This window comes from Bacteroides cellulolyticus (assembly GCF_025567135.1).
GTDB lineage: Bacteria > Bacteroidota > Bacteroidia > Bacteroidales > Bacteroidaceae > Phocaeicola > Phocaeicola cellulolyticus.
The window spans coordinates 53,022-69,431 of record NZ_JAOQJJ010000003.1; the positions used below are offsets into that span (position 1 = coordinate 53,022).

The following is a 16,410-nucleotide window of genomic DNA, read 5'->3' on the forward strand; positions in this document are numbered from 1 at the left end:
TCATTTCTTTCCGCTGTGACCGAATCCTCCTGCTCCACGCTCGGTTTCATCAAGCGTATCTGTCTCTTCCCATTCAGCCTGTTCATGACGTGCTATGACCATTTGAGCCACACGCTCTCCGTCTTCTATTACAAAAGGTTCGTTAGACAGATTTACAAGTATTATACATATTTCACCCCTGTAATCGGCATCAATAGTGCCCGGGCTGTTCAATACCGTTATACCTTTCTTTATTGCAAGTCCGCTACGTGGGCGCACCTGTGCCTCATATCCTTCAGGCAGAGCTATATAAAGACCTGTCGGAACAAGACAACGCTGAAGAGGTTGGAGTGTTATTGGGGTATCTATATTGGCACGAAGGTCAAGGCCTGCCGAAAGAGGTGTTGCATACTGTGGCAACGGATGTTTTGACTTATTGATAATTTTAATTTTCATACGAGTAATATTTTTACGTCACAAAGTAAATAGAAATATTTTATTTCTCAAAATCAAACGGCAGGCAGGCTGTTCCCATTAATTTTTCTATACAAATCAAGAGCATATACATCTGTCATACCGGAAATATAGTCCAATACCGCTATTATCCTTCCATAAAGCGTAGGGGCAGATATGTCATACTGAGCAGACACTCTGTTTATCAGCAGTTGAGAATATGCCTTTTCAGGGTAACGTACGGCTTCTATCATCAAATCGGTAAGTGTAGATATCACCTGATAACCTGCCAATTCTATGTCAACCACATCTTTAGAGCAATATATACGCTTGAATGCAGTTTCCGAGCATGTTTCATACGCCTTTCTGACATGTTCGTCAAGATGACTTATCAACTGACCCGTAAAAGTACCGTCCAATATGCTTTCTTCATTTTCTACGAACACACGTGTACACTCCTTTACCAATATTCCTATAGCCGTACTTCGAAGATATGCTATCTGTTCGTTCGTATCAGTCACCATAGAACATATCATGTCTGTGCGTTCAAGCCTTTCTTTGCTCAGAAAACCTCTATACAGATGTTTTGTTTCTTCGGTTGTCAGGATTTTAAGCTTATGTGCATCCTCTATATCCATCATCTGATAACAAATGTCATCGGCAGCCTCAACAAGATATACCAAAGGATAGCGTGCGTATCTCACCGGTTCTCCGTCTTTGCTAAGTCTTATAATACCTAATTCATCAGCTATCTTCTTGAAATATTCTTCTTCTGTGATAAAGAAGCCGAACTTCTGTTTTTTTCCAGCCAGAACTGAGGAATAAGGATATTTTACAATCGAAGCCAAAGTGGAATACGTCATTACGAATCCCCCCTGACGGCGCCCTTTAAACTGATGCGTAAGCAAACGAAAAGCATTGGCATTTCCCTCAAAATGTATGATATCATTCCATTCTTCGGGGGTAAGCATGTCTTTTAATATCTGTCCTTTTCCTTCCGAAAAATAAGTTCCGATAGCTTTTTCGCCGGAATGTCCGAAAGGTGGATTGCCAAGATCATGGGCAAGACACGCGGCCGACACGATTGCTCCTATTTCACTAAGATGAGTATTTGCCAGTTCAGGATGTTTTTTGAGAAGTCTTTGGGATACTTCATTTCCCAACGACCGCCCCACACACGACACCTCCAGGCTATGTGTAAGACGGTTATGCACGAAAATGCTTCCCGGTAGCGGGAAAACCTGAGTCTTATTCTGCAATCGTCGGAAAGGAGCCGAAAACACCAGCCTGTCATAGTCACGCTGGAATTCGGTCCTGTCATCCTTACGCAATTCGTGAAGATGTTCCAGACCGAAACGTTTATTTGATATAAGTTGTAGCCAATTCATGTATATTTGTATTAACTATGCAAATATATAGTTTTGTTTCCCAATATTCAACTTTTTGATAATCAATAAGACTTACACACAAAAAGGGCAGAGATAAAAACCTCTGCCCTTTACATATATTATAACTCATTTTAAAATCATCTGACAATAGGATTTGCTCCTGATGTCAAGTTCAATGCTTCAGGATGCTCTTTGATATAAGATTCAATATGACGCACACGTTTTTCTTCCAGTATTTCATCTACCGCTATAAGTATTCCTGTTTCCTCCACATCGCCGAAACCGTAATTGATGGCTGTACCGAACATACGCATTGTTGGTGACAGACTCATATAAGCATTAACCAAAGGAGGTATGTTATATCCTAACTTACGTACTTCAGTATTAAGAATCTTATAATCTTCCTTGAACGTATCGCAACAGAACAGTTTTTCAAGAACTTTCTCGTCAGTCTCTATTTTAAGAGGTTGTTCCGGCAAAATAAGTCCGTCGGGATCATTGAAATGTTTGTTCAGGAAATAAAGGATCATGTCACGACCAAATCTGTTATAACTTGGATACATTGTCATCTTACCGAAAAAATATTTCATTTTAGGATTTATAACGGTAAGTGCTCCAAGTCCGTCCCATAAATTGTCAAGGGCAAACAACCCCTTAGAACCGGCACGGCTGGACTGATATTCCAAAGTTACAAATGAACGTCCTAGTTCAACAGTGTATGGCATGTATTCTTTAAGGAATTTTTCCGAGAAGTTGAACATGTGGGCAGTTGCCAATACAGGCTTGCCATGTTCGTCGAATTCTACCTCATCTCCAAACAGATAACGATAACCACCAAGTATCTCTTCGGCATCAGGATTCCACACAACCAGCTGTTTGTAAGGATTTTCCATCAAGTCATATTCGTCAAGGTCAAGCGATTTACCGGTACCTCCACCCGCCTCACGGAAAGCTATCTCGCGAAGACGACCAATTTCTTTAAGGACATTAGGAGAGTCCTTCCATGTAACAATATATATTTCATTGTTACTTTTATTGGTAAATCTCAATCGTTTTTCTTCTGTCAATTCCGATTTAAGGACTTCCTTGTCAATCGGAGCAATAATATCTTCCATATATCTTCTTGTTTATTTTCTTCTTTTCTATAACTTGTAAACAAGTTCGCGGACATAAGCTGCCCATGCTGCCTGAGATCGTGATTTGTCGAATGTCTGCCAAGGTATAGGCTTTCCAATAGTAATCTTAAACGTCTTATGTCTGTTCTTATACATCTCGTCAGCAAGATACAGCATGGCAATATTGAATTTTATGCCAAGAAATTTGCACAAATTTGCCAAATTATAAAAGAAATCGGAGTTTCTTCCCTCAAAATGAATAGGTACGACATCTCTCTGAGTTTCTACACTCTTCGCTATAAAAGTTTTTTTCCATTCCAGATCCCTTATTACGCCATTACGTCGTCTGGAACACAAACCGGCAGGAAACATAATGATATGCTGGTCGGAACGAAATCCCGCTTCTACCATACGCGGAAAATCCCTTGATTGGGAACCTGTTTTGTTGATAGGAATACAAAGCGGAGCAAGTCCGTGCAGATTCATCAAGAGGTCATTTACAAGGTATTTTATTTTTCCATCATAGTGTTTGCCAAGAACATAGCCGAGAGCAATACCGTCCTGACCTCCCAAAGGATGATTGGAAACAAATATACATAATCTGTCGTCAGGCAGGTTTTCCAGTCCTTCAACCTCAAGCTTTATGTCAAGATAGTCCATACATGCTTCCAGAAAATCCACTCCTTTCTTATCAGACACGCTTGACAGGAATGCATTTATCTCATCCTGATGAACTATGCGTTTAAGATAAGAAACAACAAAACGAGGAACACGACGAGCTTTGCTGCCCGCTTTTTCCTTTAATATTTTATCAATATCAATCAGAAAAACTGAACCGTCTGACATATTAATTCTTGTTTTTTTGAAGTTATACAGCGCAAAAATAGTGTATCTTTTGCAAAAAGTTACACTTTCAACGAAAAATTATACAATAATACGCTAAAAAAGATGTAACAATATATTTTCGGGAAGAAATTTTACAATTGGTTTAAATATTATATATCCAAACCAATATACGTCTTACGTATGCAACACACCTCCAAAAATATTTTTCATCATAGCCATCCTTTAATTCATAGTCTAAAAAAATCCTTCTCATACACAAATTACATACACCAAATCATCCTGCAACGTTTCTGCCTGTTTTTTGAACTTTTTGCCTCATACCTGTTGATAACTTTTAGAAAGATTTTCTGTTTTCGGTAGCTAATCTTTGTAAGGAAATTTATAATTTTACGCCTAAATTGGATAATAAGGTATAAAGCATAAAAAAACGACATATATGGACGATGTAAAACAGACATATCACGTACCTGTCCTACTGGAAGAGAGTATAGATGGACTGAACCTTAAAAAGGGAGGGATCTATGTTGACGTTACTTTCGGAGGGGGAGGTCACTCCAAAGAAATACTGTGCAGGATGGACAAAAGCTGTAAACTCTACAGTTTCGACCAGGATGAGGATGCCGAAAGGAACATTGTCCATGATGAAAGATTCACATTTGTCAGAAGCAATTTCAGATATCTGAAAAATTTCCTCAAGTATTATGGTGTTGAAGAAGTTGACGGGATACTGGCAGATCTTGGTGTTTCATCGCATCATTTCGATGACTCAGAAAGAGGGTTCTCATTCAGATTCGACGGAAAACTGGACATGCGAATGAACAAAAGAGCCGGTATGACTGCGGCCGACATATTAAACAATTATGATGAAGAGAAATTGGCAGATATTTTCTACCTATATGGAGAATTGAAAAACAGCAGAAAACTGGCTTCGGTAATAGTCAAAAGAAGAAGCGTAAAACCTTTTGACACTATTGGTGATTTTCTTGAGACTGTAAAACCGCTATACGGTAAAGAAAGAGAAAAAAAGGAGATGGCAAAAGTATTTCAGGCTCTTAGAATAGAAGTAAATCAAGAGATGGAAGCTCTGAAAGAGATGTTGTATTCAGCTACAGAAATGCTTAAGCCAGGAGGAAGACTGTCAGTCATCACTTACCATTCACTTGAAGACAGAATGGTAAAGAACATAATGAAGACAGGGAATATTGAAGGGAAAATGGAGCAGGACTTTTTCGGAAACGTAAAGACCCCATATAAGACAATAAACAATAAAGTCATTGTACCTGACGATGATGAAATAGAAACAAATCCACGTTCTAGAAGCGCGAAACTGAGAATAGCAGAAAAAAGATAAATTATGAGTAACAAAGGCGACACAAAAAATGAACATAAAAGCGCGAATATCACCTGGGGTAGTATTCTGGGAGGAGATATTCTGGCTCATGACTTCTTCAAAAGACAGGTCAACCTGCTATGTCTGATTGTGGTGCTTACAATTGTATATATCGACAACAGATATTCAAGCCAGAGAGAAATGATAGAAATAGACAAGCTCAAAAAGGAACTGACAGACATCAAATATGATGCTCTGACCATTTCATCTGAACTAACAGAAAGAAGCAGGCAGTCAAAAATTGAGACCTACATTTCTGAAAAGAGCACTCCTTTGGCTACTTCTACAAAACCACCATACTTGATCAAGGAGGATTATTGATGATACCCGGACATAAAAACCTAACTCTAAGATATACGTTTTTCGTACTGATTATGGCTTTACTGGCCATAGCCGTAATAGTTAAGGCAGGCATAATAATGTTTGCCGAAAGACAGTATTGGAAAGACGTTGCCGACAGGTTCGTCAGAGAAAATGTAATTGTATTCCCTACAAGGGGTAACATAATATCATCCGACGGTAAACTTATGGCAAGCAGTCTGCCGGAATTCAGAATATACATGGATTTCAAGGCTGGTGGCGTACAGAAAGACACAATGTTGATGAACCACTTGCAGGAAATATGCGAAGGACTGCACAGAATATTTCCCGACCAGAGTGCCGCTGAATTCAGAAGAACAATACTGAAAGGGAGAAAAGCCGGAAGCAGAAATTATCTGCTTTATCCTAAAAGGATTTCCTATATCGAGTACAAAGAAGTGAAAAAGCTTCCCGTTTTCTCACTTAGCAGATACAGAAGCGGACTTCATGAGCTGGCTTATAACCAAAGAAAAAAACCGTTCGGTTCACTTGCCATGCGAACATTAGGAGATTTGTATCCGGACACAGCCTTGGGAGCAAAAAACGGTCTGGAACTGACATACGACAAGTATCTTAAAGGAGAAGTTGGTATTACACACAGGCAAAAGGTCAGAAACCAATATCTGAACATTGTAGATAAGGCACCTGTTGACGGATGTGACCTAATAACTACAATAGATGTTGACATGCAGGATATTGCCGAGAAGGCATTGGTAGATCAGCTGACCAATCTTGAAGCTGAAGCCGGTGTAGCAATAGTTATGGAAGTAAAGACAGGAGAAGTCAAGGCTAATGTAAATATGACAAGAGCCGGAGACGGGAAATACTACGAGATGAGAAATCTTGCAGTAAGCAACCTTATGGAACCAGGTTCTACATTCAAGACAGCCTCAATAATGGTGGCCATGGAAGACGGATACATAACACCCGACTACGAAGTAGATACGGAAAAAGGTATTGTGAACATGCATGGCAGCAGGATGAGAGACTGGAACTGGTATAAAGGAGGATATGGAGTAATTGACGTTACAAAAATCCTTGAAGTTTCTTCAAATATAGGTGTTTCAAAGATTATAGACCATTTTTACGGTGATAATCCTCAGAAATTCATTGACGGTCTTAAAAGAATGAGCATTGACACTCCATTGGAACTGGGATTTACAGGTGAGGCCAGTCCAAGAATTTTAGGTCCTAAAGAAAGATACTTCGCAAAGACTACCCTACCATGGATGAGTATAGGATATGAGACACAGATTCCTCCTATATATATACTCAATTTCTACAATGCAATAGCAAACGACGGAAAGATGGTTAAACCCAAGTTCGTCAAGGCTATCACAAAGGATGGTGACATTATAAAGGATTTCCCGACAGAAACCGTAAACGAACAGATTTGTTCTGAAAAGACTTTGGAACAAATAAGAGCAATACTTAAAAGTGTTGTAGCAAACGGACTGGCAAAACCGGCAGGAAGCAAACTGTTCAGTGTATCCGGTAAAACAGGAACAGCTCAGATCTCACAAGGAAAAGCGGGTTACAAGAGTGGAGGAACGAAACACCTTGTAAGCTTTTGCGGTTATTTCCCTTCTGAGAATCCGATGTACAGCTGCTACGTAGCTATACAGGCCCCAAAGGCTAGTCCGTCAGGAGGTGTGCAGGCAGGTAGCGTATTCAGCAAGATTGCGGAACGTGTTTATGCAAAACATCTGTTCTTCGATTTGGCACAAGCCAAAGACTCGACTTCAATAATGATTCCTGACACAAAAAACGGACTCAAAAGTGAAATTGCATATATATTAAACGAATTGGATATCGACTGCAACGAGCCTGGAGATGAAATTGTATGGTGTAAAACTGCAAATGGCAGCAACAGTGTTCAATTGAGCGAGCTCAACACCAATGAGAAATCCGTTCCTAATGTAAGAGGAATGGGAGCTAAAGATGCAGTATTCCTCCTGGAAGAAAGAGGTCTGAGAGTAAGAATAAGCGGTATGGGTAAAGTTGTCTCACAAAACATACCACCCGGAAGTACCGTAAGAAAAGGACAAACCATAACATTAACCCTCAGACAATAAGAATACATAAGTACAAGAATTAACAAACTAAAAGTTCAAACATATGTTACTGAAAGAACTATTACAGACAGCCGGAAAATATGAAATATCCGGTTCTGACGAGATTGAAATCAACGGTATAGAAATAGATTCAAGAAAGATAAAAGACGGCAACGCATTTATAGCAATCAGAGGTACACAGGCTGATGGTCACGACTATATCTCAAAAGCCATTGAACTGGGAGCCAAAGCCATTATATGCGAAAAATTGCCTGAAACTACTATAGAAGGCATAACATATGCTATTTTCAGCGATACAGAAGATGCGGTAGGCAAGATTGCGACCACATTTTATGGTAATCCTACAGAAAAGCTAGACTTAGTAGGTGTAACCGGAACCAACGGAAAAACGACAATCGCCACATTATTATATAATATGTTCAGGGCTTTCGGATATAAAACAGGGCTTATATCAACTGTATGCAATTATATCGACGGGGAAGCTATACCGACAGAACATACAACTCCCGATCCTATCACACTTAATCAGCTGCTTGGAAGAATGGCGGACGAAGGATGCAAATATGCTTTCATGGAAGTCAGCTCACATTCTGTAGCACAAAAACGTATAGGCGGGCTTAAGTTTGCCGGAGGAATATTTACCAATCTGACCAGAGACCACCTGGATTATCACAAGACCGTAGAGAATTATCTGAAAGCCAAAAAGGCATTCTTCGACGGACTTCCAAAGACTGCATTTGCCCTTACAAACGCAGATGACAAGAATGGAATGGTAATGGTACAAAATACTAAAGCAAAAGTAGCCACCTATTCTCTGCGTACCATGGCAGACTTTAAAGGTAAAGTTCTGGAAGACGGATTTGAAGGTATGTTGTTGGATATAAACAATACAGAGGTAAATGTTCAGTTCATAGGCAGATTCAACGCGTATAACCTTTTAGCTGTTTACGGAGCAGCAAGTCTGCTTGGCAAAAAGCCTGAAGATATTTTATTACAGCTGAGCACCCTCAAACCGGTAAGCGGACGTTTTGATTCACTGCGTTCACCTGAAGGGTACACTGCAATAGTTGATTATGCACACACTCCGGATGCACTTACTAATGTGCTGGATGCTATACACGATGTGCTAAAAGGCAGGGGTAAGGTTATAACTGTAGTAGGAGCTGGCGGCAACAGAGACAAAGGTAAGAGACCTATTATGGCCAAAGAGTCTGTAAGACAAAGCGACAAAGTAATAATTACATCCGACAATCCACGCTTCGAGGAGCCGCAAGACATCATAAACGACATGCTTGCCGGACTAAATAAAGATGAGATGAAGAAGGTCGTTGCCATCACAGACAGAAAAGAAGCTATACGTACAGCTTGCATGATGGCTTCGCAAGGTGACGTAATTCTGATTGCCGGAAAGGGACATGAGAATTATCAGGACATAAAAGGTGTGAAATATCATTTTGACGACAAAGAAATAGTAAGAGATATTTTCTCTAATTGATTATAACCAATAATTTTAGAAGAACTGAATGTTATACTATCTGTTTAAATATTTAGAGCAATTTGACTTCCCGGGTGCGAGAATGTTCGGCTATGTCTCGTTCAGAGCTTTAATGGCTGTTATCCTGTCGCTCCTTATTTCTGCAATTTTCGGTGAGTTTTTCATTAACAAGCTAAAGAAAAAACAAATCACCGAGGTACAAAGGGATGCATCGATAGACCCTTTTAACGTAAACAAGAAGGGGGTGCCTACTATGGGAGGAATAATAATCATAGTAGCGATACTGATACCATGCCTGCTTTTAGGTAAACTGCATAACATATATATGATACTTATGCTGATTACAACCATATGGCTTGGTACATTGGGCTTTCTTGACGACTATATAAAAGTATTCAAGAAAGACAAGGAAGGGCTTCACGGCAAATTCAAAATAATAGGTCAGGTTGGTCTTGGCTTCATAGTAGGCCTGACACTTTATCTCAGCCCGGACGTTGTTATCAGAGAAAATGTTGAAGTACAGAAAAACGGAGAGGTGGTAGATGTGATACACAAGGCACAGGACGAGAAATCAACCAAAACCACTATTCCATTTTTCAAGAACAACAATCTTGATTATGCCGATATAGTAGGCTTCATGGGTGAACATGCACAGGCTGCCGGATGGGTGGTATTCGTAATTATAACCATATTCGTTGTGACAGCAGTTTCAAACGGTGCAAACCTTAACGACGGAATGGATGGTATGACGGCCGGTAACTCCGCTATAATAGGTGTCACATTGGGTATATTGGCATACGTATCGAGCCACATAGAATATGCATCATATCTGAATATAATGTATATACCTGGCAGCGAGGAACTTGTTATATATATATGCGCCTTTATAGGTGCCCTGATAGGTTTCTTATGGTATAACGCATTTCCGGCACAGGTATTTATGGGCGACACCGGCAGTTTGACCATAGGTGGTATCATCGCTGTCTTTGCTATTATCATACACAAAGAACTGCTGATACCTATACTGTGCGGAGTTTTCCTTGTAGAAAATCTTTCTGTTATCCTACAAGTGAAATATTTTCAGAGAGGTAAGAAGAAAGGAGTCAAACAAAGAGTGTTCAAACGTACACCGATACATGATCATTTCAGAACGACCATGGCGCAACTTGACCCTAACTGTACATATATATTTACCGGACCAAGTAACGTTTTCCATGAATCAAAAATAACTGTCAGATTCTGGATTGTTACCATAGTTCTGGCTGCAATAACGATTATAACTTTAAAGATCAGATAAATTTATCATCATGGCAAAAAGAATTGTCATTTTAGGAGCCGGAGAAAGCGGAGCGGGAGCTGCCGTACTGGCAAAGAAGAAAGGATTTGACACGTTCGTATCAGACATGTCACTCATCAAGGACAAGTATAAGTATATGCTTGACAGTAAAGGTATTGCCTGGGAAGAAGGCAAACACACTGAAGAACTCATTCTCAATGCAGATGAGGTTATTAAAAGTCCGGGAATACCGAACGACGCACCTATGATTTTAAAGATCAAGGAGAAAAACATTCCAATCATATCTGAAATAGAATTTGCAGGCAGATATACTAATGCAAAGATGATATGTATTACAGGAAGTAACGGAAAAACGACAACAACGTCGCTGATTTATCACATATTCAAAAAAGCAGGACTCAATGTAGGTCTTGCAGGAAACATTGGCCAGAGCCTGGCATATCAGGTTGCTGAATGCAATTATGACTATTACGTAATAGAACTAAGCAGTTTCCAGCTTGACAACATGTACGATTTCCATGCAAACATTGCCGTACTTATGAATATCACTCCGGATCATCTGGACAGATACGAATATAAGATGCAGAATTACATTGACGCAAAATTCAGAATCATCCAGAACCAGACAGAGAACGACGCATTCATTTTCTGGAATGACGATCCTGTAATACAAAGAGAACTGCATAAATATGGAATACACGGACACTATTATCCTTTTTCAGAGACAAAGGAAGAAGGTACTGTGGCTTATGTGAAAGAAAAAAGAATTTGCTTCACCGAGCCTATAGCGTTCAACATGGAACAGGAAGAACTTGCACTGACAGGAAAGCATAATCTGTTCAATTCCATGGCTGCCGGACTTTCCGCCAATATTGCTGGTATAAAGAAAGAGTGTATCCGCGAGGCTTTGAGCGATTTCAAGGGAGTGGAACACAGACTTGAGAAAGTAGCCAGAATAAAAGGAGTGGAATACATAAACGACTCTAAAGCTACAAACGTAAACTCATGCTGGTATGCACTCCAGAGCATGACTACAAAGACTGTGCTAATCCTTGGCGGAAAAGACAAAGGAAACGATTACAACGAAATAGCCGACCTGGTAAAAGAAAAATGTAGCGGTCTTATATTCATGGGACTGCATAACGAAAAACTACATGACTTCTTCGATGGTTTCGGACTTCCAATAGCAGAAGTAAAAAACATGAAAGATGCAGTTGATGCAGCATATAAGATGGCAAAAGACGGTGAGACTGTTCTTTTGAGCCCTTGCTGCGCAAGCTTTGACCTGTTTAAAAGCTACGAAGACCGAGGTGACCAGTTTAAGGAATGTGTAAAAAAACTATAATCTGCAACAAAGATGGATTTGCTAAAGAAATTATTTAAAGGCGACAGAATAGTATGGATTATCTTCATGCTATTCTGCCTTATATCAATCATTGAAGTTTTCAGTGCTTCCAGTACACTTACATTCAAGTCGGGTGACCACTGGAGACCGATAACTTCACATATTTCATTGATAATGGCAGGTACCATCATAGTATTTTTCACACACTTGATGCCATGCCGGTGGTTCAAAAAATTCAATATGCTTCTTCCGATATCATGGGGATTGCTTTTGGTAGTACTCATAATTGGTGCCATGACTAACGGGGCAAAAAGGTGGATTGATTTGGGAGTATTCCAATTCCAGCCGTCAGAAGTAGCAAAAATGGCTCTGATAATATCTGTTGCAACTACACTGGCAAAATTCCAGCAGGAAGACGGTGCAGACAAAAAGGCTTTCAAATACATACTGATATCAACAGGTATAACGGTAATGCTTATCATTTCAGAAAACCTGTCAACAGCTGCCCTACTCTGTGCCACAGTGTTCGTTATGATGTTTATAGGAAGAGTACCGATGAAACAGTTGGGCAAACTGGCAGGAGCAGCAATACTATTCATTGTAATAGCACTCAGCGCCATAAAGTTCATACCAGACCAAGCCTGGGACGCAGTAGGACTTCACCGTTTCACTACATGGAAAAGCCGACTTGACAATCATTTCAATCAGGCTCAGGTTCCTGCAGCCAAATTTGATATTGACAATGATGCTCAGGTTGCACATGCCAACATAGCAATAGCTACAAGTAACATTATAGGAAAAGGTCCCGGCAACAGTGTGCAACGTGACTTCCTGTCGCAGGCATTCTCGGACTTCATCTATGCTATCATCATAGAAGAGCTCGGACTGATTGGAGGAGCTTTTGTGGCACTGCTGTATATAGTACTATTACTTAGAATAGGTAAAATAGCACGAGGGTGCGATGAACCTTATTACGCTTTACTCGTTATAGGTATAGGCATATTATTGTCAATACAGGCAATGTTCAACATGCTGGTGGCAGTAGGCATAATACCGGTAACAGGACAACCTCTACCACTTATAAGCAAAGGAGGAACATCCATACTTATCAATTCGGTTTATATCGGTATAATATTAAGTATAAGCCGACACGTATATGACCTTCAGGCAAAAGAGGAAGAGGAAAAAGCTGCAGAAGAAGCCAGATTACATGATGCGGCAGTCTCAATACTGAAGAATGCAGCATTGGAACTGGCAGAAAAAGATCCAAAAGACAAAGATGAGAATTTCAACTAAAAAGTTGGGATATAACGATATAAATATATTAATTTCTTATTATTCTGTTTTTATTTGAAGTTTATTAATAACTTTGCGAAAAATAGTTTTAAAAGAAAATATAAAATAGCAGGGTTTTAAAGGCCTGACAAAATATAAAACAATGAACGATAATCTACGTATAATAATAAGCGGAGGTGGAACCGGAGGACATATTTTCCCGGCAATATCCATAGCAAATGCCATAAAAGAATTGAGGCCAGACACAGAAATACTCTTTGTAGGTGCAGAAGGAAGAATGGAAATGCAAAGAGTTCCGGCTGCGGGATATAAGATAATAGGTCTGCCGGTAGCAGGTTTTGACAGGAAAAATCTCTTAAAAAACTTTGCAGTGATAGTGCGACTTATAAAAAGCCAGATGATAGCGCGTAAGATTATCAATGACTTTAAGCCACATGCAGCTGTCGGAGTTGGTGGATACGCAAGTGGTCCGACCCTGAAAATGGCAGGGGCAATGGGAATACCTACTCTTATTCAGGAACAGAACTCATATGCCGGAGTGACAAACAAATTACTTGCCGGAAAAGCATCTAAAATATGTGTGGCTTATCCTGGCATGGAAAAATTCTTCGATAAGGATAAAATAATAATGACGGGAAATCCTGTAAGACAAGGATTATTGGAAAACAATCTGTCTAAAGAGGATGCAATTAAGTCATTCGGCCTTGACACTAAAAAGAAGACAATCCTTATTATAGGCGGTAGCCTGGGAGCCAGAACACTGAACAACTGCGTGATGCACTCTATGGGAAAGATTAAATCATCAGATGTACAGTTTATATGGCAGACAGGTAAATTTTACATCAACGAAGCCAAAGAATGCTACAATGCCGAAGGCAATCCGGAAATGATTCACACTACGGACTTCATATCTAATATGAATGCTGCTTATACGGCTGCCGACCTGGTAGTCAGCAGAGCTGGTGCAGGTTCTATTTCAGAATTCTGTCTTTTGGGCAAGCCTGTGATTTTAGTTCCATCACCAAACGTGGCAGAAGACCATCAGACAAAAAATGCTATGGCCCTTGTGGATAAAGGAGCTGCCGTTTATATAAAAGATTCGGAAGCTGAAGATAAACTAATAGCCACTGCCATTGAACTGGTAAATGATGAATCAAGACTAAAAGCCCTTAGTGAAAATATAAAGAAACTGGCCTTTAACAACTCTGCAACTATCATTGCTGAAGAAGTTTGTAAACTGGCTGATAAATACAAGAACGAACATGAACATTAATTCTATAAAATCCGTATATTTTATTGGTGCAGGCGGTATAGGAATGAGTGCACTGGTCAGATACTTCCTGTCAAAAGGCAAGAAGGTGGCCGGCTACGACCGTACTCAAAGCGAACTTACCGACAGACTGATAGAAGAAGGAGCAGAGATACATTACGAAGAGAATATTTCCCTGATTCCGGAAGAATGTAAAGACAAAGAGAATACGCTGGTTATATACACCCCGGCAATACCTTTGACACATAAGGAATTCGTTTACTTCAAAGAAAACGGGTTCGAGATTCTAAAACGTGCTCAGGTGCTTGGAATGATAACAAAGACCGAAAAAGGATTGTGCGTGGCAGGTACACACGGAAAGACTACAACATCTACGCTTACCGCACATCTGCTTCACCAGTCACATATAGGCTGCAATGCATTCCTTGGCGGTATCTCTAAAAATTACAAGACAAATCTTCTATTATCCGATACCAGCGAATATGTAGTAATAGAAGCAGATGAGTTTGACAGATCATTCCACTGGCTTACACCATTTGCAACTGTTATAACAGCAACGGATTCTGACCATCTGGATATATACGGAACACGTGAAGCATATCTGGAAAGCTTCAACAAATATACTTCGTTAATACGTCCGGACGGATATCTCATTGTGAAAAAAGGAATAGACCTCTCTCCAAGAGTACAAGATGGTGTAAAGACATATTCATACGGAATTAACGAAGGGGATTTCAAGGCTGAAAATATAAAAATCGGGAATGGCGAAATAATTTTCGACTATATATCCCCATTCGGCAATATAAAAGATATAAAGCTCGGAGTGCCTGTATATGTTAATATAGAGAATGGTATAGCTGCAATGGCTCTGGCACAAATAGCAGGAGTAAGCAACGAAGAGATTAAAAGCGCAATGCCTACATTTGAAGGTGTTGACCGACGTTTTGACTTCAAAATAAAGGAAGACAATCTGGTGTTCCTGAGTGACTATGCACACCACCCGGCAGAAATAAAGCAAAGCATTTCTTCAATAAAAGCACTTTATCCTGACAAAAAAGTTACAGCTGTATTCCAGCCGCACTTATATACCAGGACCAGAGACTTCTATAAAGAATTTGCAGAAAGTCTGTCACTGGCAGACGAAATTATACTGCTTGACATTTATCCTGCCAGAGAGCTTCCTATTGAAGGAGTTACAAGCAAGCTGATATATGATAATATTGCATCCGGAAAAACAAAAAGTTTATGCAGCAAAGACGAACTTCCTGAAATAATCAGGAACAAGGATATTGAGGTTCTCATAACTTTGGGCGCCGGCGACATAGACAACATGGTTCCACAAATTTATAATATACTGAAAAATAAATGATAAAACGAATTCTTATACTCTTGGCTTTGATTGCAACATCGGTTTATCTGGTGTTGGCAGTCACTATGTTTAACGCAAAGCCTCTTGACAGGCCTTGTGAGGGTATGGAATTGGAAATTATGGACGACATTGATTATGAGTTCATAACACTACGTGATATCGAAGCAATATTAAAGAACAAAAAACTTCTACCTACAGGTAAAAAACAAAAGGAGATAAATGTCAGGAACTTAGAAATAGAACTTGAGAAGAATTCTTTTGTAAAAGATGCAGAATGTTACATCACCAAAGGCGGTAAAGTAAAAATAGATGTATATCAGAGAATACCACTGATGAGGGTAATGAGCAGCAACGGCGACAATTATTACATTGACAACGAAGGGAAAGTGATGAACGCAAGCGGTAAAGCCGTACACGTTGCCGTAGCTACAGGATACATTGACAGAAAATTTGCAAGCGACAAACTTTTCCAACTTGCATGTTTTCTTAAATCGGATAAATTCTGGAATTCACAGATTGAACAAATCAACGTGACTCCCAAACAAGAAATTGAACTTGTGCCAAGAGTAGGAAATCATATACTATTCTTAGGGAAGCCTGAAATGTTCGAAACTAAATTCAAGAAACTAAAGGCATTCTACACTGAAGGTTTAAATAAAGTAGGATGGAATAAATACCAACGTATCAGCGTTGAATTCAACAACCAGATAATTTGCACAAAAAAGGAGTAAT

The 16,410-nt window shown here is 39.6% G+C and carries 14 protein-coding genes; 10 read left to right on the top strand and 4 right to left on the bottom strand.

Going from position 1 to position 16,410, the window contains the following annotated elements; all coding sequences use genetic code 11:
• The 4 genes from dut to OCV82_RS04830 all read right to left on the bottom strand — a co-directional run bounded on the left by dut (nucleotide 1) and on the right by OCV82_RS04830 (nucleotide 3,781).
• Entirely contained in the window at nucleotides 1-435 is a 435-nt protein-coding gene (dut, locus tag OCV82_RS04815) for a dUTP diphosphatase (RefSeq protein ID WP_154043395.1), read from the bottom strand.
• 53 nt (nucleotides 436-488) lie between these two features.
• A complete protein-coding gene (locus OCV82_RS04820) occupies nucleotides 489-1,820 on the bottom strand; it encodes a deoxyguanosinetriphosphate triphosphohydrolase (RefSeq protein ID WP_154043396.1) in 1,332 nt (443 codons plus the stop codon).
• Nucleotides 1,821-1,957: 137 nt separating this feature from the next.
• Nucleotides 1,958-2,935 carry a GNAT family N-acetyltransferase gene (locus OCV82_RS04825; RefSeq protein WP_154043397.1) on the bottom strand — a complete coding sequence of 326 codons (978 nt, stop codon included), beginning with the start codon at nucleotides 2,933-2,935 and terminating at the stop codon, nucleotides 1,958-1,960.
• 27 nt (nucleotides 2,936-2,962) lie between these two features.
• Nucleotides 2,963-3,781, bottom strand: a complete 819-nt coding sequence (locus OCV82_RS04830) for a 1-acyl-sn-glycerol-3-phosphate acyltransferase (protein WP_154043398.1) — start codon at nucleotides 3,779-3,781, stop codon at nucleotides 2,963-2,965.
• Nucleotides 3,782-4,217: 436 nt separating this feature from the next.
• Between OCV82_RS04830 and rsmH the strand changes: the two genes are divergently transcribed.
• The 10 genes from rsmH to OCV82_RS04880 all read left to right on the top strand — a co-directional run bounded on the left by rsmH (nucleotide 4,218) and on the right by OCV82_RS04880 (nucleotide 16,409).
• Nucleotides 4,218-5,132: a 16S rRNA (cytosine(1402)-N(4))-methyltransferase RsmH gene (gene rsmH, locus OCV82_RS04835; protein WP_154043399.1), complete on the top strand. Its 915-nt coding sequence runs from the start codon at nucleotides 4,218-4,220 to the stop codon at nucleotides 5,130-5,132.
• A gap of 3 nt (nucleotides 5,133-5,135) precedes the next feature.
• Nucleotides 5,136-5,492 carry an FtsL-like putative cell division protein gene (locus tag OCV82_RS04840; protein ID WP_154043400.1) on the top strand — a complete coding sequence of 119 codons (357 nt, stop codon included), beginning with the start codon at nucleotides 5,136-5,138 and terminating at the stop codon, nucleotides 5,490-5,492.
• Nucleotides 5,492-7,606, top strand: a complete 2,115-nt coding sequence (locus OCV82_RS04845) for a penicillin-binding protein (protein WP_154043401.1) — start codon at nucleotides 5,492-5,494, stop codon at nucleotides 7,604-7,606. The genes OCV82_RS04840 and OCV82_RS04845 overlap by 1 nt, the downstream gene beginning before the upstream one ends.
• A gap of 43 nt (nucleotides 7,607-7,649) precedes the next feature.
• Nucleotides 7,650-9,101 (top strand): UDP-N-acetylmuramoyl-L-alanyl-D-glutamate--2,6-diaminopimelate ligase, encoded by a 1,452-nt coding sequence (locus OCV82_RS04850; RefSeq protein WP_154043402.1) that lies wholly within the window; start codon nucleotides 7,650-7,652, stop codon nucleotides 9,099-9,101.
• A 28-nt stretch (nucleotides 9,102-9,129) separates the two neighbouring features.
• Entirely contained in the window at nucleotides 9,130-10,398 is a 1,269-nt protein-coding gene (locus tag OCV82_RS04855; RefSeq protein WP_154043403.1) for a phospho-N-acetylmuramoyl-pentapeptide-transferase, read from the top strand.
• A gap of 10 nt (nucleotides 10,399-10,408) precedes the next feature.
• A complete protein-coding gene (murD, locus tag OCV82_RS04860) occupies nucleotides 10,409-11,743 on the top strand; it encodes a UDP-N-acetylmuramoyl-L-alanine--D-glutamate ligase (protein WP_154043404.1) in 1,335 nt (444 codons plus the stop codon).
• A 12-nt stretch (nucleotides 11,744-11,755) separates the two neighbouring features.
• The gene (locus OCV82_RS04865; protein ID WP_154043405.1) at nucleotides 11,756-13,039 is read left to right on the top strand and encodes an FtsW/RodA/SpoVE family cell cycle protein; all 1,284 of its coding nucleotides are present in this window, start codon (nucleotides 11,756-11,758) and stop codon (nucleotides 13,037-13,039) included.
• Between the two features lie 142 nt (nucleotides 13,040-13,181).
• A complete protein-coding gene (gene murG, locus OCV82_RS04870; protein WP_154043406.1) occupies nucleotides 13,182-14,312 on the top strand; it encodes an undecaprenyldiphospho-muramoylpentapeptide beta-N-acetylglucosaminyltransferase in 1,131 nt (376 codons plus the stop codon).
• Nucleotides 14,302-15,678 (top strand): UDP-N-acetylmuramate--L-alanine ligase, encoded by a 1,377-nt coding sequence (locus OCV82_RS04875; protein ID WP_154043407.1) that lies wholly within the window; start codon nucleotides 14,302-14,304, stop codon nucleotides 15,676-15,678. Before murG ends, OCV82_RS04875 begins: the two co-directional genes overlap by 11 nt.
• The gene (locus OCV82_RS04880) at nucleotides 15,675-16,409 is read left to right on the top strand and encodes a cell division protein FtsQ/DivIB (protein WP_154043408.1); all 735 of its coding nucleotides are present in this window, start codon (nucleotides 15,675-15,677) and stop codon (nucleotides 16,407-16,409) included. Before OCV82_RS04875 ends, OCV82_RS04880 begins: the two co-directional genes overlap by 4 nt.
• The last annotated feature ends 1 nt before the right edge of the window (nucleotide 16,410 follow it).